The organism is Acidisoma silvae (assembly GCF_020618775.1).
GTDB classification, from domain to species: Bacteria; Pseudomonadota; Alphaproteobacteria; order Acetobacterales; family Acetobacteraceae; genus Acidisoma; species Acidisoma silvae.
In genome coordinates, this window is the sequence record NZ_JAESVB010000002.1 from 121,670 (window position 1) to 138,491 (window position 16,822).

Here is a 16,822-nt window from a genome sequence, read left to right on the forward strand (position 1 = left end):
CAAGCGGGTTTCCTTCGGCCGGTCCCGCTCAAGGCGACGGCATCGTCAAAAAGAGCCGCCGCCTCTTGCGAGGCGACGGCGTCTGCATGGTCAGGACTGCTGGCGGCGCAGGAAGGCCGGGATTTCCAGCCCACCCATCTCATCAGCGGCGGCCGGGCGGCTCGGGCGCGCGGCCGGGGCATCCGGGCGCGGCTCGGCGGCGGCAGCCGGTTCCATACGCTCGACCTGGGCCGGCGCGGCGGAGGCCGCCGGGGCGGACTGCGTCCGCTTGCCGATGGCGCCGGTCACGCGGTTGAACAGGCTGGTGCCGACGGACGGCGACGGAGCCGGGGCTTCGCTCTGCCGGGAGACCGGCTCGGCGAAGAGGCTGCGGGTGCTGGCCGGGCGCTGCGGCAGGCCGGCCGGGGAGCGCAGAGCCGGGGCGGCGGAGGGCAGCGGCGCGGCAGGCGTCAGGTTCGGCATCATCCCACCCTGCGGCTGAGCCGCCGGGGTCACGTTCTGCGCCGGGCTCCATTGCGGGGTCGAGGGCGTGAAGGACGGCGTGAAGCCGACGGCCGGCGGCATGCCGGTGGTGCCGGTCGCCTGCAACGGCATCTCGGCCGGGGCCGAGACCTGGGCCGGCTGGGTGATGCGGTCGTTGCTGGCGGCGAGTTCCAGCTTCGGGCGGTATTCGATGGCAGCGGAATCGATGCCCGTCGCGACGACGCTGACGCGGATGCGGCCGTTGAGCGTGCTGTCGATCGCCGAACCGAAGATGATGTTGGCTTCCTCGTCCACTTCCTCACGGATGCGGTTGGCCGCCTGATCGACCTCGAACAGCGTCATGTCGTCGCCGCCGGTGATGTTGATCAGCAGGCCGCGCGCGCCGGCCATATTGGTGTCTTCCAGCAGCGGGTTGCTGATGGCGGCTTCCGCCGCGCGGACCGAACGGCCCTCGCCTTCGGCTTCGCCCGTTCCCATCATCGCCTTGCCCATTTCGGACATGACGGTGCGGATATCGGCGAAATCGAGGTTCACGAGGCCCGGAACGACCATAAGGTCGGTGACGCCGCGCACGCCCATGTAGAGGACGTTGTCGGCCATCTGGAAGGCTTCCTTCCAGCTGGTGTGCTCATTGGCGATCCGGAACAGGTTCTGGTTCGGGATGATGATGAGCGTATCGACATATTGCTGTAGCTCGGCGATGCCGGCCTCGGCCGAACGCGCGCGCTTGATGCCTTCGAAGGAGAAGGGCTTGGTCACGACGCCGACGGTCAGGATGTCATGCTTGCGGGCAAGACGGGCGATGACCGGCGCCGCACCCGTACCGGTGCCACCGCCCATGCCGGCGGTGATGAAGACCATGTGAACGCCTTCCAGATGGCGCTCGAGGTCCGCTTCCGCTTCCTCAGCCGACAGACGGCCGACTTCCGGCTTGCCGCCGGCGCCATTGCCCTGGGTGATGGTCGGCCCGAGCTGAATGCGGCGGTCGGCGCGGCTGCGCATGAGCTGCTGCGCATCGGTATTGGCGACGATGAATTCAACGCCCGGAAGATTGAGCGCGATCATGTTGTCGACGGCATTGGTGCCGCCGCCGCCCACGCCGATGACGCAGATCTTCGGCGTGAAATCGGAGTGGGTCTGCTGCGGAACGGTGAGGTTCAGCGTCATGGGCGGTCTCCTTGGAAAAACTTGCCCGGCAGAGGTTGTCCGTCCGGCGCGACAGGAATGGAAAGGAACGCGGTGAAAGCAACGCGGCCGTGCTGCGGCATCAGACGCGCTCCTTAAGGAAAGAGATCAGGCGTTTGAGCGGACCGCCCACACGCTTCGTCTCGAGGTCGATGTCCTGCATCGAACGACCTTCGCCCGAGGCCCAGGCGAGCAGACCCGCGCCGGTGGCGAAAGCGGGACCGGAGGCGGCATCGGGCAGGCCCCGCAATCCGACGGGACGGCCAAGACGCACCTGCTTGCCCAGGATATGGGCCGCCAGCTCACGGGCACCCGCAAGCTGGCAAGCCCCGCCGGTCAGCACGACGCGTGCTCCGGCGACGCGGGACAGGCCGGAATTCTCCAGCCGATCCTTCACGATCTCAAAAATCTCTTCCAGGCGCGGGCGGATGATGCTGACCACCATGCTGCGCGGCACCTTGGCGATCTGATGTTCTTCCTCGCCCACCAGGGGCACGGGCAGCATCTCGCGCTCGTCATCCGGGCTCGCCTGGCAGGATCCGTAGAGCGTCTTCAGCCGCTCGGCATGGGCGACCGGGGTGGAGAGCAGGCGCGCGATGTCATTGGTGACATGACTGCCGCCGACCAGCGTGCTGGCCGTGTGCAGCAACTGCCCTTCCGCGAAGACGGCGAAGCTGGTGGAACCGCCGCCCATATCGATGACCGTCGTGCCTAGTTCGCGCTCATCCTCCACCAGCGTCGCGAGACCGGCGGCGAAGGGCGCGGAGACGATTTCCGCAATCTCCAGATCGCAGCGGTTGAGGCAGGTATGGAGGTTGCGCAGCGCCGAAGAGACGGCGTCGATCACATGCAGCCGCGCCGTCAGCGTTTCGCAATGCAGGCCGCGCGGGTCTTCGACGCGCATGGTCTCATCAACGGAAAAGGACAGCGGCAGAATATGGATCGTGTCGCGCCCTTCGGATTCGGCGCGATGCCGGCCTTCCAGCACCACGCTGCGAATCTCGTCCTCGCCGATGACACGGCCGCCCACGGGCCACTGCACATTGAACAGCCGGCTTTCCGGCTGGCCGCAGCCGAGATTGACGGTGACGGAGCGCAGCCGCGTATCGGCCATATCCTCGGCCTGGCCCACAGCGGCCCGGATGGCGCGCTCGGCCTCGTCCAGATCGGTAATGGCGCCGTGGCGGATGCCGCGGCCCTTTTGCCAGCCAAAGCCCAGGATGCGGCGAGTGCCGTCCGGCTCCGCCTTGCCGATCATGCAGGTGATCTTGGTGGAGCCGATATCGAGCGCGCCGAACACGCCCGTGCGCAGCATGCGCGCGCGGGGCGGCAGTTCGCTGGATACCGGCGGCAGAGAGCGGCGTGCCATGTCGTTCACGGACCTCACTCCCTCAAGAATGCTTGTTGGTGTTGCCGGCATCATTGCCGGACTTGGACTTGTCCTTGCCCGACGCGCTGGTATCCGGCGCGGGTTCGGGGCGGACGGTGACGCGGTCAGGCAAGCGCAGGTCGACGACCTTCACCGGTCGGTCGAGCAGTTGCATGCGCGTCTGTAGCGCTTGCAGGCGGCCGAGTGCGGCATCCTGGTCCTCGCCCGGCAGCATGACGGTGGCGCCGGATTTGAGAACGAGATTCCAGCGTTCCTGACCGACGCGCACGGCGCCGACGAGACGCGAACGGATGTCGGGATATGGCTTCATCTCGTCGAACAATTCGGTGGTGGCCTCGGGCGCGCCTGGCCCCACGACCAACGGCAGGTCGAGTTCCTGCGAGGCGCGGCCGACATCCTGCTCGCCCATCGTCTCGCCGTTGCGGTCGATCAGGCGGAAAGTCCCGTGGTCCTGCCAGACGGCATAAGGCGCGCGCTCGATCAATCGCACGACCAGGGTGTCGGGCAGACGGCGTTCCACCACCGCATCGGCCACCCAGCCGAGCGACAGCAGCCGGCTGCGCGCGTCATTGAGCGAGAAGCCGAGAATGGGCTGGCCTATCATCACGCCCAGCGCATGGCGCAGCAGCGGCTCGGGCGTATTCTCCCGCCCGTCGATGACGATGTTGCGGACATTGAGGCCCATGACGGAGCCGATGCCGCCCAGAACCGAACGCACGCCGCTCAGCGATCCACCGCTATCCGCACTGCGCAGCATGAGACTGGCCACAAAGATGACGACGATGATGCCACCGGCGCCGATGGCCGGCCGCGTCATGCGGCGCAGGCGGCGCATCAGCATGTCGCGCTGGCTGGGACGATCGACGACGCTGGCGCTGGCCATCATGCGCGCATGGGCCAGACGGCCCTGGTCTTCGACGATGGGGGGGCGTTTGGCTAAGCGCGGCATTGCGCGGCCTCCACCATCCAGGCGCAGAGTGCGGGGAAGCTGATGCCGATATGCGCCGCCTGTTCCGGCAGCAGCGAGGTCGGCGTCAGGCCCGGCTGCGTATTCACTTCCAGCAGCACGAGGCGGCCGGGCGCACCCGCCGTATCGTCATAGCGGAAGTCCGAGCGGGAGGCGCCGGCGCAGCCCAGCGCCTGATGCGCGCGCAAAGCGACGTCCATCGCCTGTTCGGTGATCGTCTCCGGCACCTGAGCCGGAATGACATGGAAGGAGCCGCCTTCGGCATATTTCGATTCATAGTCGTAGAAGGCGTGGCTGGCCTTGATTTCCGTCACGGCCAGCGCGCGGTCGCCCATGACGGCCACCGTCAGCTCGCGGCCGGGGATGAATTCCTCAACCATGGCGGTGGTGCCGAAGTTCCAGCCGCGTGCGATTTCCGCGCGCCGGTTGTCGCCCTGCTGCAAAATATAGACGCCGACGGACGAGCCTTCGCGCTGCGGCTTCACCACATAGGGGCGCGGCATCGGATCGGCTTCCGCTAGATCGGCGATATCGACGACCTTGTGATGGGCAACCGGCAGACCGGCGGCGGCGAACAGCGCCTTGGCCGCGATCTTGTCCATGGCGATGGCGGAAGGCCGCACGCCGGAATGGGTATAGGGAATGCCCAGCCAGTCGAGCACGCCCTGGATGGCGCCGTCCTCGCCGAACCGGCCATGCAGCGCATTGAAGACGGCATCGGGCTTCGGGTCCAACGCGGCCAGCACCTGGCGCAGATCGGCGCCGACTTCCACCGGCACGACATCATAGCCCGCTTCGCGCAGAGCGACGATGACCTGCTTGCCGGAGGCGAGGCTGACCTCGCGCTCGGTGGAAATGCCGCCATACAGAACCGCAACGCGCTTCATGCCACCACCGCCACACGCGGGAGATTTTGTCCGATGCGCTTGATCTCCCAGGCCAGGCTGACGCCGGTCGCTTCCATCACGCGGCGGCGCACTTCTTCGCCCAGGCCTTCCAGATCGGCCGCCGTAGCGCCGCCGGTATTGAGCAGGAAATTGCAGTGCAATTCACTGACCTGCGCGCCACCACGGACGAGCCCCCGGCAGCCGGCGGCGTCGATCAGCTCCCAGGCCTTTTGGCCGGGCGGATTGGCGAAGGTCGAGCCGCCGGTGCGCGCCCGCACCGGCTGGGTCTTGGTGCGGCTGTCCCGGATTTCGGCCATGCGGGCGGCGATCAGGGTCTGGTCGCCCGGCATCGCGCGCAGACGCGCGCGCGTCACCACCCCACCCGGCGGCAATTGTGAATGCCGGTAGGACAGATGCAGATCTTCGGCGGACAGACGCAGTTCCTCGCCCTGGCGCGTGACGATCTCCACCCAGTCCAGGCAGGCCTTGATGTCGCTGCCATAGGCGCCGGCATTCATGGCGACCGCGCCGCCGATGCTGCCCGGAATGCCGGACAGGAATTCGAGACCCGCAAGACCGGCCGCCGCCGCATGTTCGGCAACCGTCGCGTCCAGCGCGGCCGCACCACAGACGATGCCGTCCGCCTCGACCGTCACGGCGGAGAAGCCGCGCGCGAGGCGGATGACGACGCCGGCAATGCCGCCGTCACGGATGATGAGATTGGAGGCGGCACCGACAACCGTCAGAGCCACATCTTCCGGCAGAGCCGCCAGGAATTGCGCCAGATCGCGCGCATCTGCCGGCTTCACCAGATATTCGGCCGGACCGCCGACGCGGAACCAGGTCAGCGCGCCGAGATCGGCCTGCGCTTCGACGCGGCCCTTCAGCGGCGGCAGGACGAAGGCCCCGGTTGCGATGGCGTTCATGGCGGCTGTCATACAGCCGCCGCCCCGGCACGGCGGCCGGGCTGCGCTTGCTGGTTCTGCAAGGCCTGCAACTGCGCCGGCAAGGCATTGGCCCAGGCGGTGATATTGCCCGCGCCGAGGCAGACGACGATATCGCCGGACTGCGCCATGGCATGAACCATCTCGGCCAGATGATCGGGCGAGGGCAGCGGCACCACGCTGCGATGGCCACGGGCGCGCAGCCCATCCACCAGCGCGTCACGGTCGATACCGGCAATCGGCGCCTCGCCGGCCGCATAGACATCGGCGACGATGACCGTGCCGGCGTCGTTCATGCAGGCACAGAATTCCTCGAACAGGGATTGCAGGCGCGTGAAGCGATGCGGCTGCACGACGGCGATGACATTGCGCCCACCGGCCTGGCGCGCCGCCTTCAGCACCGCCGCGATTTCGACCGGGTGATGGCCGTAATCGTCGATGATGGTGATGCCGCCCGTCTCACCGGTTTTGGTGAAGCGGCGCTTCACGCCCCGGAAAGCGGCCAGCGACTGGCGAAGAGCGGTTTCACCGATTTCCATCTCCACACCCACCGCGATGGCGGCCAGCGCGTTGGAGACATTGTGCTGACCCAGCATGGGCAGGCGGAACGGCCCCATGCGGCGCTGGCGGTTGCGCAGACGATCGGTGATGACGACCTCGAAATTGGCGCCGCCCTTATCCATGACCAGGCGTTCCGCGCGCACATCGGCCTGCGGGCTGAAGCCGTAGGTGATGATGCGATGGTCCGACAGGCGCGGGATCATCTGCTGCACGGCCGGATGATCGACGCAGAGAATCGCGAAACCATAGAAGGGAATATTGCCGACGAACTGGCGGTAGCCCGCCTCCATCGCTTCCTGATTGCCCCAGTGATCGAGATGCTCGGGGTCCATATTGGTGACGACCGAGATGACGGCGGGCAGACGCAGGAAGCTACCGTCGCTTTCATCGGCCTCGACCACCATCCAGTCGCCGGAGCCCAAGCGGGTATTGGTGCCATAGGCATTGATGATGCCGCCGTTAATGACAGTGGGGTCCAGCCCCGCGCCTTCCAGCACGGCCGCGATCAGGCTCGTTGTCGTCGTCTTGCCGTGGGTGCCGCCGATGGCAACGGACCAGCGGAGCCGCATCAGCTCGGCCAGCATTTCGGCGCGGCGTACGACGGGAATGAGCTTGGCGCGCGCCGCCTGCACTTCCGGATTGTCCGCCTTAACGGCAGTTGACACGACAACAACCTGCGCCTTGCGTAGGTTCTTTTCGTCATGGCCGATGGAGACCTCGATCCCCTCGCCGCGCAGCCGCTTTACATTGGCGGATTCCGCAATGTCGCTGCCCTGCACGGAATAGCCGAGATTATGCAGCACCTCGGCGATGCCGGACATGCCGATACCACCGATGCCGACGAAATGGATGGTTCCGATCGTAAGCGGAAGCGCCCTCATGACTGCGTCTCCCGCACCATAGACTGTTCAACCAGATCCGCGAGCAGCGCCACGGCATCCGCCCGCGCGATGCTGCGCGCGGCCGATGACGCGGCGGCCAGCGCCGCCGGATCACTCAAAAGCGCCGTCAACCGCGCAGCGACGGCTTCCACCGTGAAACGCGACTGCGGCAGAACCCAAGCGGCACCCGCCGTCTCCAGAATGGCCGCATTGGCCGACTGATGATCGTCGATGGCCGAGGGCAGCGGCACCAGCAGGCTGGGGCGGCCGGCGACCGTGAGCTCGGCGGTGGTGGAAGCGCCTGCACGGGCGATCACCAGATGTGCTGAAGCCAGCCGCTGCGCCATATCCGCAAAGAAGGGCGCGACCTCGGCCGTGATGCCGGCGGCGTCATAGGCCGCCCGCACGCGCGCGCCGTCTTCCTGCCGCGCCTGCTGCACGACGCGCAGACGCGACCGCAGATCCGCCGGCAAAGCGATGACCGCCTGCGGCACGATATCGCTCAAGACCTTCGCGCCCAGCGATCCGCCGGTGACGAGAAGGTTGATCGGTCCATCGGCGACCGGCGCCTCATACGGCATGTCGGCCAAAGCCATGATCGCGGGACGCACCGGATTGCCGGTGACGACCGTGCGCACACCGGCCGGCACGCGCGTGGTGCCGGTCGCACTCAGCGCCAGAACGGAAACGCGTTTCGCAAGGCTGCGATTGGCGCGGCCCAGGACGGCATTCTGCTCGTGCAGGATGATCGGCGTCTTCTGACCGCTGAGCTTGGCCGCGACGATCGGCGGGACACAGGGATAGCCACCGAAACCGACGATGGCCCCGGGCCGCAGCGCGCGGAGGAGTTTGGCGGCGACAAGCGAACCGGCGGCAAGCGCCGCGGTCGCCTTGACGCCTTTGACGATGCCGCGACCGGCAATGCCGGCACCGGGCAGAACATGACGGTCACCGCTCGCGAAAGCCTCAGACCCGCGACCGGCCGAGCGGCCGTCCGTCATCAGAACCGGGCGATAGCCGCGCCCGGCCAGCGCATGGGCCAGGGCTTCGGCCGGGAAGAAATGGCCGCCGGTACCGCCGGCGGCGATCACCACAGGGATCACGCGCGGACCTCTCATACCCGCTCTCCCGTGACACGGCGGCGCGTCAGCGCCAGCAGCATGCCCATTTCGAGCGCGACGGACAGCGCGGAAGAACCGCCGTAGGAGATGAAGGGCAGCGTCATGCCCTTGGTCGGGATCAGTTCCAGCGAGGAAGCCATATTGATGAAAGCCTGGAGGCCGAAGCTCATGAGAATGCCGGCAGCGGCCAGCAGCACGAATTGGTCATTCTCCGCGACCAGACGCAGCAGGCCGCGCAGCACGATGGCCGCGAAAATGAACAGGATCAGCAGGCAGACGACGAGGCCGAACTCCTCGCCCGCGACAGCAAAGACGAAGTCGGCATGGGCATCCGGCAGGATGTCCTTGACCATGCCCTCGCCCGGGCCACGGCCGAGCAGGCCGCCATTGCCGAAAGCCTCCAGCGCCGTCAGCGCCTGATAGGCGGTCTGCTGCGTCGGATGCAGGAAACGCTCCACGCGAATATGCACATGCGGCATCAGGAAGAAGGCGGCGATGAAGCTGACCACCAGCATCGCAGCAGCCGCGAGGACAAGCCCGACATTGAGCCCGTCCAGGAAGAGCTGTGCCAGGAAAACGATGCTGACCACGGCCAGCATGCCGATATCGGGCTGGGACTTCAGCAGCAGCGCGATGACCGCATAAAGCCCGACCGCCAGAAGACGGCCGGGAAATTTCTCCGTCTTGCGGGCTTCGACCAGCAGGCCCGCCGTCATGACCGCGAAGAAGGGTTTCAGAAATTCGCTCGGCTGTAGCGACAGGAATGGAATATTGATCCAGCGCCGTGCGCCCTTGATTTCGGTCCCGTGCACCAGCGTGAAAGCCGTGAGCAAAACGGCGATGAGCGTGCCGATCAGCGCCAGCCAGCGGATGCCCTTGGGCGGCATCATGGAAATGCCGATAATCATGCCGCCGGCAATCGCCAGAAACGCAACCTGCTTCAGGATCAGCATGTCACGCGGGTCGCCGATGCGATGCGCCACCGCCGGGCTGGAGGCCAGAACCAGGACATAGCCGAAACCGATCAGCGTGCCGATGCAGACCAGCGTCCAGCGGTCGACCGTCCACCACCAGCGGCCAAACAGCGAGGTATCGGTACGCGACAGAGAGGGCATCAGGCGGCCTCCCCGTTCACAACCGGAAGCCCGGCTACCAGTTCGGCGAAACGGTCACCGCGCGCTTCGAAGCTCGTGAACTGGTCCCAGCTTGCGGTGGCGGGCGACAGCAGCACCACGGGCACGCCGAGCGCCTTTGCCTTGGCGAAGGCTGCCGGCACAGCCGCGTCCAGCGTTTCGGCCATATGGAATGACACGCCATGAGCGGCCAGCGTCTCGGCGAAGTCGGGTGCGTCGCGCCCGATCAGCTCGACATGGGCGATGCGCGGGAAAAATTCTGCCAGGGGCGCGATACCGCCGGGCTTGGCCATGCCGCCAGCGATCCAGACGATGCGGTCGTAGCAGCCGAGCGCACGGGCTGCCGCATCGGCATTGGTCGCCTTGCTGTCATTGACGAAGGTGACGCCCTCGACCGTGCCGACACGCGCCTGGCGATGCGGCAGGCCGGGATAGGTCGCGATGCCATTGGCGATCGCGTCATCCGAAACGCCGAGCGCGCGTGCCATGGCCGTGGCCGCTGCCGCGTTCTGCGCATTGTGCTCACCGGGCAGCGTCAATACGCCCGTCGCCTGCGCGATACCGCTGATTCGGACGACGCGCATCGGTCCCTGGGACTCGAGAGACTCCGCCATCGCCACCGAATGCGAGTCATCAACGCCGACCACGGCGACGTCATGCGCCGTCATGCGGGCAAAAATTGCACGCTTTACAGTGGCGTAGCCGCTCATGTTCCCATGGCGCTCGAAATGATCGGGGCTTAGATTCAGCATTACCGCTGTAGAGAACCCGAGAGTCGCGATTCGCTCCAACATGTAAGACGACATTTCGAGCACATAGATACCACTATCGGGCAGCAACGGCAGCGCGAGGGAGGCCGGGCCAAGATTGCCGCCGGCCGCGGTCGGCACACCAGCCTTGGTCAGAATATGCGCGAGAAGCGCCGTCGTCGTTGACTTGCCATTGGTGCCGGTGACGCCGACGAAGCGTGCGCGGGAGCCGGCTTTTCGCACGGCCTGATAAAGAAGCTCCGCATCGCTCAGAACAGGCACGGTTTCCGCAATCGCGCGGGCCGCGACGGGATGCGGCTTCGGCAGGATATGCGGAATGCCGGGCGACAGGATCAGCGCGTCAAACGCGAAGTCGCCTGCCATGAGATCGGAGACCGTGAAACCCTCGGCGATGGCGGCGGCACGCGCGGCCTCCCCGTCATCCCACAGCACGGTATCAGCACCCATGGCGCGCATGGCGCGCGCCGCCGGCAGACCGTTTTTGCCCAAGCCCAGAATCGCGTAGCGCTTGCCCGCGAAAAGATGTGCCGGAAAGCCGGTCATCGGATCTTCAAGGTCGCGAGACCGACCAGCGCCAGGATCATGGAGACGATCCAGAAGCGGATGACGATGGTGGGTTCGGCCCAGCCCTTCTTTTCGAAATGATGGTGCAGCGGCGCCATGAGAAAGACGCGGCGGCCGGTGCGCTTGAACCAGAAGACTTGGATGATGACGGACAGCGTCTCGACCACGAACAGGCCGCCGACGATGGCCAGCACGATTTCATGCTTGGTCGCGACCGCGATGGAGGCCAGCGCGCCGCCCATGGCGAGGCTGCCGGTATCGCCCATGAAGACGGCGGCCGGCGGCGCGTTGAACCACAGGAAGCCGAGACCTGCGCCGATCAGCGCCGAGCAGAAGACGGCCAATTCGCCGGACCCCGCGACGAAGGGCAGTTCCAGATAGCCCGCGAAGATGCGGTTGCCGACCAGATAGGCGATCAGCGCGAAGACGCCGGCGACGATGATCGTCGGCACCATGGCGAGACCGTCCAGGCCGTCCGTCAGGTTCACGGCATTGGACGCGCCCATCATCACCAGCATCCCGAAGAGCGGGAAAAAGATGCCGAGCGGAATCAGCACGCTTTTGAAATCCGGAATGGAAATGCCGCTGCCCAGCGGGCCGCCGATATGGACCATGATCCAGATGGAGGCGAGCAGGCCGATACCGGCCTGGCCGACCAGCTTCATGCGGCCCGACAGGCCCTTGGTATTGCGCTTGGAGACCTTGAGATAGTCGTCCGCGAAGCCCAGCGCCCCGTAGCCGAGCGTCACGAAGAGCGTCGCCCAGACGTAAGGATTGGCCAGGTCCGTCCAGAGCAGCGTGGAAATGGTCAGCGCGCTGAGGATAAGGACGCCGCCCATGGTCGGCGTGCCCTTCTTTTCCACCAGGTGGCGCTCCGGCCCGTCGAGGCGGATGGGCTGGCCCTGCTTCTGCAAGCGGCGCAGCATGCGGATGACACGCGGCCCCATGACGAAGCTAAGGACCAGCGACGTAAGGCAGGCGCCGCCAGACCGGAAGGTCAGGTAGCGGATCAGGTTCAGGATATGCAGATGATCCGCATAGGGCAGCAGCAGGTTGTAGAGCATCAGCCAGGCTCCTCGGTCTCGGCTCTGACGGGGAGCGCGTTGATAACCGCCGCCATACGGCTGCCAAGACTGCCTTTGACCAGAACAGCGTCCCCAGCGCGCAGGGCTGCCACGACCAAAGGCGCAAGTTCGGCGGAAGTGACGGTATGGGCGGCCCGTTGCGGTTCCGGCACGGCATCATAGAGCCGCTTCATCTCAGGCCCGCAGGCGAAGAGCAGATCGGCATGGGCGATGACGTCCGGCGCAAGCGCCAGATGCTCCGCCGCACTGGCCTCACCCAGTTCGCGCATATCGCCCAGCACGGCGATGCGGCGGCCAGCCGGTTGCAGGGCCAGCACGGCGAGTGCGGCCCGTATCGAAGGGCCGGAAGCGTTATAGCTTTCGTCGAGCAGCAGCGCTGCGCCATCCGGCAAATCGAGCAGGCGGCGCGCGCCGCGCCCGCTGACAGCCGAGAACCCATCCAAGGCGGCCGAGGCGTGATGTGCCTCCACCCCCATGGCGACGGCGGCGGCGATGGCCGCGACGGCGTTCAGCGCCATATGCTCGCCCGGCGCGGATAGACGGAAGCGAAGCGGCATACCGTCGAGCGTCATGGAGACATTGGCGCCGTCGGCGTCCGAGGTGACGTCCAGCAGCCTCGCCTTGGCCGTCTCCGACCGCCCGAAGCGGATGACGCGATGCGCGCCGGCGGCACCAGCCAGCGTCGCGAATTCCGAACTATCGGCCGGCAGCACGGCGACACCGCCTGGCTCGAGGCCTGACAGGATGGCGGCCTTCTCCACCGCAATCGCGTGCAGGCTGCCCATATGGCCGATATGAACCGGGGCGACATTGGTGATGACGGCGACATGCGGCCGGGCGAGCGCTGCCAGCGGCGCGATCTCCCCCGGATGGTTCATGCCAATTTCCGACACGCAGAACTTTGCGCCGCGTGGCATCCGCGCCAGCGTCAGCGGTACGCCCCAATGGTTGTTGTAGGAGGCGACGGCGGCATGGGTCTGACCTGCGGCCTCCAGAATCCGCCGCAGCATCTCCTTGGTCGTGGTCTTGCCGACACTGCCGGTGACAGCCACCAGCTTGCCTGTGAAACGGGCGCGGGCGAAACGGCCGAGGGCGGTCAGCCCGGCCAGCGTATCCGTGACCCGCAGCAGCGGGGCGGAGGGCAGCGCATCCGGCACATCATGATCGACCAGGGCGCCGCCGGCGCCGGCGGCCAGCGCCTGGGCCACGAAGGCATGGCCATCCCTGTTCTCGCCATGTAGCGCGACGAAAAGATCACCTGGGGCGACGGTGCGCGTGTCGATGGACAGGCCATTGACCGCAAAGGGATGCGTCATGCTGCCAGCGGTGGCGACGAGCAGTTCCTCCGGGGTCCAGAGGTCGGTCATGCGGGCAGCCACCCGACCAGACGGCGGACGACATCGGCGTCATCGAAGGGCAGCACCTCGCGGCCGACGATCTGACCTTGCTCATGCCCCTTGCCAGCGACGACCATCACGTCGCCCGGACCCAGCAGAGCGAGCCCGACGGCGATGGCGGCCTCACGGCCGCCGACTTCGACCGCGTCAGGCGCGCCCGTCATGACCTCGGCGCGGATGGCAGCCGCAGCCTCGGTGCGCGGGTTATCGTCCGTCACGATGACATGGTCGGCGCCCAGGCGCGCGGCCTCGGCCATCAGCGGTCGCTTGCCGCGATCACGGTCACCGCCTGCGCCGAAGACGATGGCGAGTTTTCCAGCCGTATGCGGGCGCAGCGCCGAGAGGACGCGGCTGATGGCGTCCGGCGTATGGGCGTAGTCGACATAGACAGCCGCGCCATTGGGCAAGGTCGCCGCCAGTTCCATGCGGCCGCGCACGCCGACCAGAAGGGGCAGCCGGTCGAAGACGGCACTATCGCCCTGCAAGAGCAGGATGGCGGCGGCGAGCAGGGCATTATCGGCCTGGAAACGGCCGGGCAGCGCCAGTTTCACCTCGAACCGGCGGCCAGCAACGGACAGATCCAGCATCTGGCCGTCCGGCAGGGGCGCGGCACGATGGAGCTGGATCAGATTGCCACCCTCTCCCACCGTGCCGTAGTTCAGGCCGCGCTGAAGGGCCACATAGGCGAGCTGGTTGCGGGTCTCCTCGTCCAGCGCCATGGCGGCGACGGCCGGCGCGCCGGCCGGCAGAAGCTCGGTGAAGAGCCGCAGCTTGGCAGCGCGATAGGCCTCCATGCTGCCGTGATAGTCGAGATGATCGCGCGTCAGATTGGTGATGGCCGCCGCCGACAGGCGCAGCCCGTCAAGCCGGAACTGATCCAGACCGTGAGACGACGCTTCGACGGCGGCATGCTGGATGCCGGCGCGCGCCAGGGCCGCCATGGTCTGCGCGATGGAGACCGGGTCCGGCGTCGTCAGCCCCGCGCCTTGCGGAAAGCCGGGCGCGATCAGGCCCAGCGTGCCGAGCGAGGCGGCCGGATGACCGCCGAAACTCCAGAGCTGGCGCAGAAAATCCGCTGTGCTGGTCTTGCCATTGGTACCCGTGACCGCCGCGATGCGCGACGGTTGAGCGCCAGCCAGGCTTGCCGCCATGATGGCCAGACGGCGGCGCGGCTGGGCGTCGAAAATGACCGGGCGCGGCGGCACGCCGGCCGGCCAATGGGTGCCGGGCGGCGCCAGAATGGCGGCCGCACCCTGGGACACGGCATCGGCGATGTAGTCCCGGCCGTCGCGGGTCTGGCCCGGAAGGGCGGCGAAGATGAAGCCCGCGCCGACATCCTGGCTATTGGCCGTGATGCCCGTCACCTCCACGTCGCAGGAACCGCGTGGCGCGTCTAAGGGTGTTGCGCGTGTCTGACGAAGGGCGGCCTGCGCGTAGGCGCCCTGCATGAGATCAATGAGTCGCATCGGCTGCTGCCGGTGCCGGAACGCGATACATCGCGTCATGCCGCAGGGTCGTCACCGTACTGGCAGGGGCCGCCCATTTCGTATCCTGCGCTACGCGGGCAACGCCACCGCGCTTGGCCGGATGCACGGGCTTGTCCATCGCATTCGGGTCATCAGGCTCGCCGGGATTGTTCGGCCCATAGGGGTTGGAGCCGGGCGGCGCCGGATAAGGATGCGGGAAATCCAGTTGCTGATTGATTTCGGCGACATTGTCGAAGCGCGGCATCACGTTCAGCATCGGCCCGATGCGCGCGATGATATGGCTGACCGCCGGACCCGCCATCCAGCCGCCCGTGGTATAGCCATGGGTCGCGGCCGTGGCGTGACCGGAATCGATCGCGACATAGACGACATAGCGCGGCGCGTAGATCGGGAAGCCCGCGACGAAGGAGCTGTAATTGGTGTGCAGCTTGTAGCCGCCGTGCTCCGACACCTTCTGAGCGGTGCCGGTTTTGGCGCCGACGAAATAGCCCGGCACGTCACCGAACTCACCCGTGCCGCTGGTGACAATATAGCGCATGATCTTGCGCATCATGTCCGAGGTCGATTGCTGCATGACCGTCGTACCCTGGATCGGCGGGTCACCGACATTCTGGGCCAGCAGCGTCGGCTTGTAGAGCGTGCCGCCATTGACGATGGCGACCGCCGTATTGGCGATATGCAGCGGGGTTTCCGCGATGCCGTTGCCGAAGGAGACGGTCATCAGCGTTGCCTTGCCCCAGGTGCTGGCCGGCTGCACCTGCGGCATGGCGGCTTCCGGCAGTTCGATCGGCTCACGCGACATCAGGCCCAGCTTCTGCAGCCAGGCGCGCTGACGGTCCTTGCCGATCAGAAGCGAAATGCGCGAGGCACCGATATTGGACGACAGTTTCATGATGTCGCCGAGCTGCATCCAGACATGCTGGGGCTCGAAATCGGTGATGTGGAAACGACCGATCGGCAGCGGATGGGTCGTGTTGAAATAGTCCCACATATGAATGACGTTGTCGTCCAGCGACATGCTGGCGGTCTGCAGCTTGAACACCGAACCGGGCTCGTAGGTGCCGGTGGCGCAGCGATTGAAGCGTTCCGCATCCGTCGCATGGGCCAGATCGTTCGCGTCAAAGTCAGGAATGCTGACCATGCCGAGTATCTGGCCGGTATTTGCATTCTCAACAATCCCGCAGCCGCCGACCGCATCGAAGGTCTTGACCGCATTGGCGACTTCGTCGCGGACGATGGCCTGCACGCGCACATCGATGGACAGGCGCAGCGGCGTCGTATCCGTGTTCAGCCGCTTGTTGAAATATTTCTCGACGCCGGCGATGCCGTCCCCGTCGATATCGACGCCACCCAAAATCTGCGCCGCCGTATCACCCAGCGGATAGCGCCGCTCGGACGACAGCTGAAAGGACAGGCCCGGAATGCCAAGATTATTAATGGCGATTTCCTGAGCCGGCGTGACGCGGCGCTCGATATAGACAAACGCTTTGGCGGAAGCGAGGCGGCGCGCGATATCGGCCTCATTGAGGTCGGGCAGGATGTTCTTCAGCGCGGTTGCCACCGCGTTGGTGTCGATCATCTGGCGCGGATCGGCGTAAAGGCTGGCGACCGGCAGAGAGACGGCCAGGATCTGGCCATTGGCATCGACGATGGAAGCGCGGCCCGGCGGGGGCGCCGTGGCGGCGGAAGCGGGCTCGGGCGTGAACTGCTGCACGACGCGCGGCGCCGGCTTCATCGGCGAGATGATGGTCGCGAAGGACAGGCGTGCGGCGACCGCGAAGAACAGCAGCAGGAAGACGGCCGATACCGCGACGAGGCGCGTGCGGCTTTTCTCAAGTGCCGCCCGCTGGCGGAGATCAGGCGAAGTCACGCGCACCGTCTCGCCCTGCAAACCACCGTTACCCTGGCGCGACCGCGGGCCCCAGGGGTTGTTCGGCGTCGTATGGGGCGGGGGCGCGTCACTCATA

13 protein-coding genes are annotated in these 16,822 nt (G+C 66.6%); all 13 read right to left on the reverse strand.

Annotated features, from left to right (window positions below):
• Positions 1 to 90: 90 nt before the first annotated feature.
• The gene (ftsZ, locus tag ASILVAE211_RS05130) at positions 91 to 1,650 is read right to left on the reverse strand and encodes a cell division protein FtsZ (RefSeq protein ID WP_227320227.1); all 1,560 of its coding nucleotides are present in this window, start codon (positions 1,648 to 1,650) and stop codon (positions 91 to 93) included.
• Positions 1,651 to 1,750: 100 nt separating this feature from the next.
• Complete coding sequence (gene ftsA / locus ASILVAE211_RS05135; RefSeq protein ID WP_406566015.1) at positions 1,751 to 3,046, reverse strand: cell division protein FtsA; 1,296 nt, start codon at positions 3,044 to 3,046, stop codon at positions 1,751 to 1,753.
• A gap of 13 nt (positions 3,047 to 3,059) precedes the next feature.
• Entirely contained in the window at positions 3,060 to 4,007 is a 948-nt protein-coding gene (locus ASILVAE211_RS05140) for a cell division protein FtsQ/DivIB (protein ID WP_227320228.1), read from the reverse strand.
• Complete coding sequence (locus ASILVAE211_RS05145; protein ID WP_227320229.1) at positions 3,995 to 4,912, reverse strand: D-alanine--D-alanine ligase; 918 nt, start codon at positions 4,910 to 4,912, stop codon at positions 3,995 to 3,997. The genes ASILVAE211_RS05140 and ASILVAE211_RS05145 overlap by 13 nt, the downstream gene beginning before the upstream one ends.
• The gene (murB, locus tag ASILVAE211_RS05150) at positions 4,909 to 5,838 is read right to left on the reverse strand and encodes a UDP-N-acetylmuramate dehydrogenase (RefSeq protein WP_227320230.1); all 930 of its coding nucleotides are present in this window, start codon (positions 5,836 to 5,838) and stop codon (positions 4,909 to 4,911) included. The genes ASILVAE211_RS05145 and murB overlap by 4 nt, the downstream gene beginning before the upstream one ends.
• Positions 5,839 to 5,846: 8 nt before the next feature.
• Positions 5,847 to 7,298: a UDP-N-acetylmuramate--L-alanine ligase gene (murC, locus tag ASILVAE211_RS05155; RefSeq protein ID WP_227320231.1), complete on the reverse strand. Its 1,452-nt coding sequence runs from the start codon at positions 7,296 to 7,298 to the stop codon at positions 5,847 to 5,849.
• A complete protein-coding gene (gene murG / locus ASILVAE211_RS05160; protein WP_227320232.1) occupies positions 7,295 to 8,416 on the reverse strand; it encodes an undecaprenyldiphospho-muramoylpentapeptide beta-N-acetylglucosaminyltransferase in 1,122 nt (373 codons plus the stop codon). Before murG ends, murC begins: the two co-directional genes overlap by 4 nt.
• A complete protein-coding gene (locus ASILVAE211_RS05165) occupies positions 8,413 to 9,534 on the reverse strand; it encodes an FtsW/RodA/SpoVE family cell cycle protein (protein ID WP_227320233.1) in 1,122 nt (373 codons plus the stop codon). The genes murG and ASILVAE211_RS05165 overlap by 4 nt, the downstream gene beginning before the upstream one ends.
• Positions 9,534 to 10,865: a UDP-N-acetylmuramoyl-L-alanine--D-glutamate ligase gene (murD, locus tag ASILVAE211_RS05170; protein ID WP_227320234.1), complete on the reverse strand. Its 1,332-nt coding sequence runs from the start codon at positions 10,863 to 10,865 to the stop codon at positions 9,534 to 9,536. The genes ASILVAE211_RS05165 and murD overlap by 1 nt, the downstream gene beginning before the upstream one ends.
• On the reverse strand, positions 10,862 to 11,950 hold the full coding sequence (gene mraY, locus ASILVAE211_RS05175) for a phospho-N-acetylmuramoyl-pentapeptide-transferase (protein WP_227320235.1): 1,089 nt from the start codon (positions 11,948 to 11,950) through the stop codon (positions 10,862 to 10,864). Before mraY ends, murD begins: the two co-directional genes overlap by 4 nt.
• Positions 11,950 to 13,338, reverse strand: coding sequence for a UDP-N-acetylmuramoyl-tripeptide--D-alanyl-D-alanine ligase (locus tag ASILVAE211_RS05180; protein WP_227320236.1), 1,389 nt, complete (start codon positions 13,336 to 13,338; stop codon positions 11,950 to 11,952). Before ASILVAE211_RS05180 ends, mraY begins: the two co-directional genes overlap by 1 nt.
• Complete coding sequence (locus ASILVAE211_RS05185; protein ID WP_227320237.1) at positions 13,335 to 14,834, reverse strand: UDP-N-acetylmuramoyl-L-alanyl-D-glutamate--2,6-diaminopimelate ligase; 1,500 nt, start codon at positions 14,832 to 14,834, stop codon at positions 13,335 to 13,337. The genes ASILVAE211_RS05180 and ASILVAE211_RS05185 overlap by 4 nt, the downstream gene beginning before the upstream one ends.
• A complete protein-coding gene (locus ASILVAE211_RS05190) occupies positions 14,821 to 16,821 on the reverse strand; it encodes a peptidoglycan D,D-transpeptidase FtsI family protein (protein ID WP_227320238.1) in 2,001 nt (666 codons plus the stop codon). The genes ASILVAE211_RS05185 and ASILVAE211_RS05190 overlap by 14 nt, the downstream gene beginning before the upstream one ends.
• Between the last annotated feature and the right edge of the window lies 1 nt (position 16,822).

Excerpts from the sequence above, each read along its gene's own strand:
- murB (WP_227320230.1), bottom strand. The coding sequence starts at position 5,838 with ATGAACGCCATCGCAACCGGGGCCTTCGTCCTGCCGCCGCTGAAGGGC.
- ASILVAE211_RS05165 (WP_227320233.1), bottom strand. The coding sequence starts at position 9,534 with ATGCCCTCTCTGTCGCGTACCGATACCTCGCTGTTTGGCCGCTGGTGG.
- ASILVAE211_RS05180 (WP_227320236.1), bottom strand. The coding sequence starts at position 13,338 with ATGACCGACCTCTGGACCCCGGAGGAACTGCTCGTCGCCACCGCTGGC.
- murG (WP_227320232.1), bottom strand. The coding sequence starts at position 8,416 with ATGAGAGGTCCGCGCGTGATCCCTGTGGTGATCGCCGCCGGCGGTACC.
- mraY (WP_227320235.1), bottom strand. The coding sequence starts at position 11,950 with ATGCTCTACAACCTGCTGCTGCCCTATGCGGATCATCTGCATATCCTG.
- ASILVAE211_RS05145 (WP_227320229.1), bottom strand. The coding sequence starts at position 4,912 with ATGAAGCGCGTTGCGGTTCTGTATGGCGGCATTTCCACCGAGCGCGAG.
- ASILVAE211_RS05140 (WP_227320228.1), bottom strand. The coding sequence starts at position 4,007 with ATGCCGCGCTTAGCCAAACGCCCCCCCATCGTCGAAGACCAGGGCCGT.
- murD (WP_227320234.1), bottom strand. The coding sequence starts at position 10,865 with ATGACCGGCTTTCCGGCACATCTTTTCGCGGGCAAGCGCTACGCGATT.
- ASILVAE211_RS05190 (WP_227320238.1), bottom strand. The coding sequence starts at position 16,821 with ATGAGTGACGCGCCCCCGCCCCATACGACGCCGAACAACCCCTGGGGC.
- ASILVAE211_RS05185 (WP_227320237.1), bottom strand. The coding sequence starts at position 14,834 with ATGCGACTCATTGATCTCATGCAGGGCGCCTACGCGCAGGCCGCCCTT.
- murC (WP_227320231.1), bottom strand. The coding sequence starts at position 7,298 with ATGAGGGCGCTTCCGCTTACGATCGGAACCATCCATTTCGTCGGCATC.
- ftsZ (WP_227320227.1), bottom strand. The coding sequence starts at position 1,650 with ATGACGCTGAACCTCACCGTTCCGCAGCAGACCCACTCCGATTTCACG.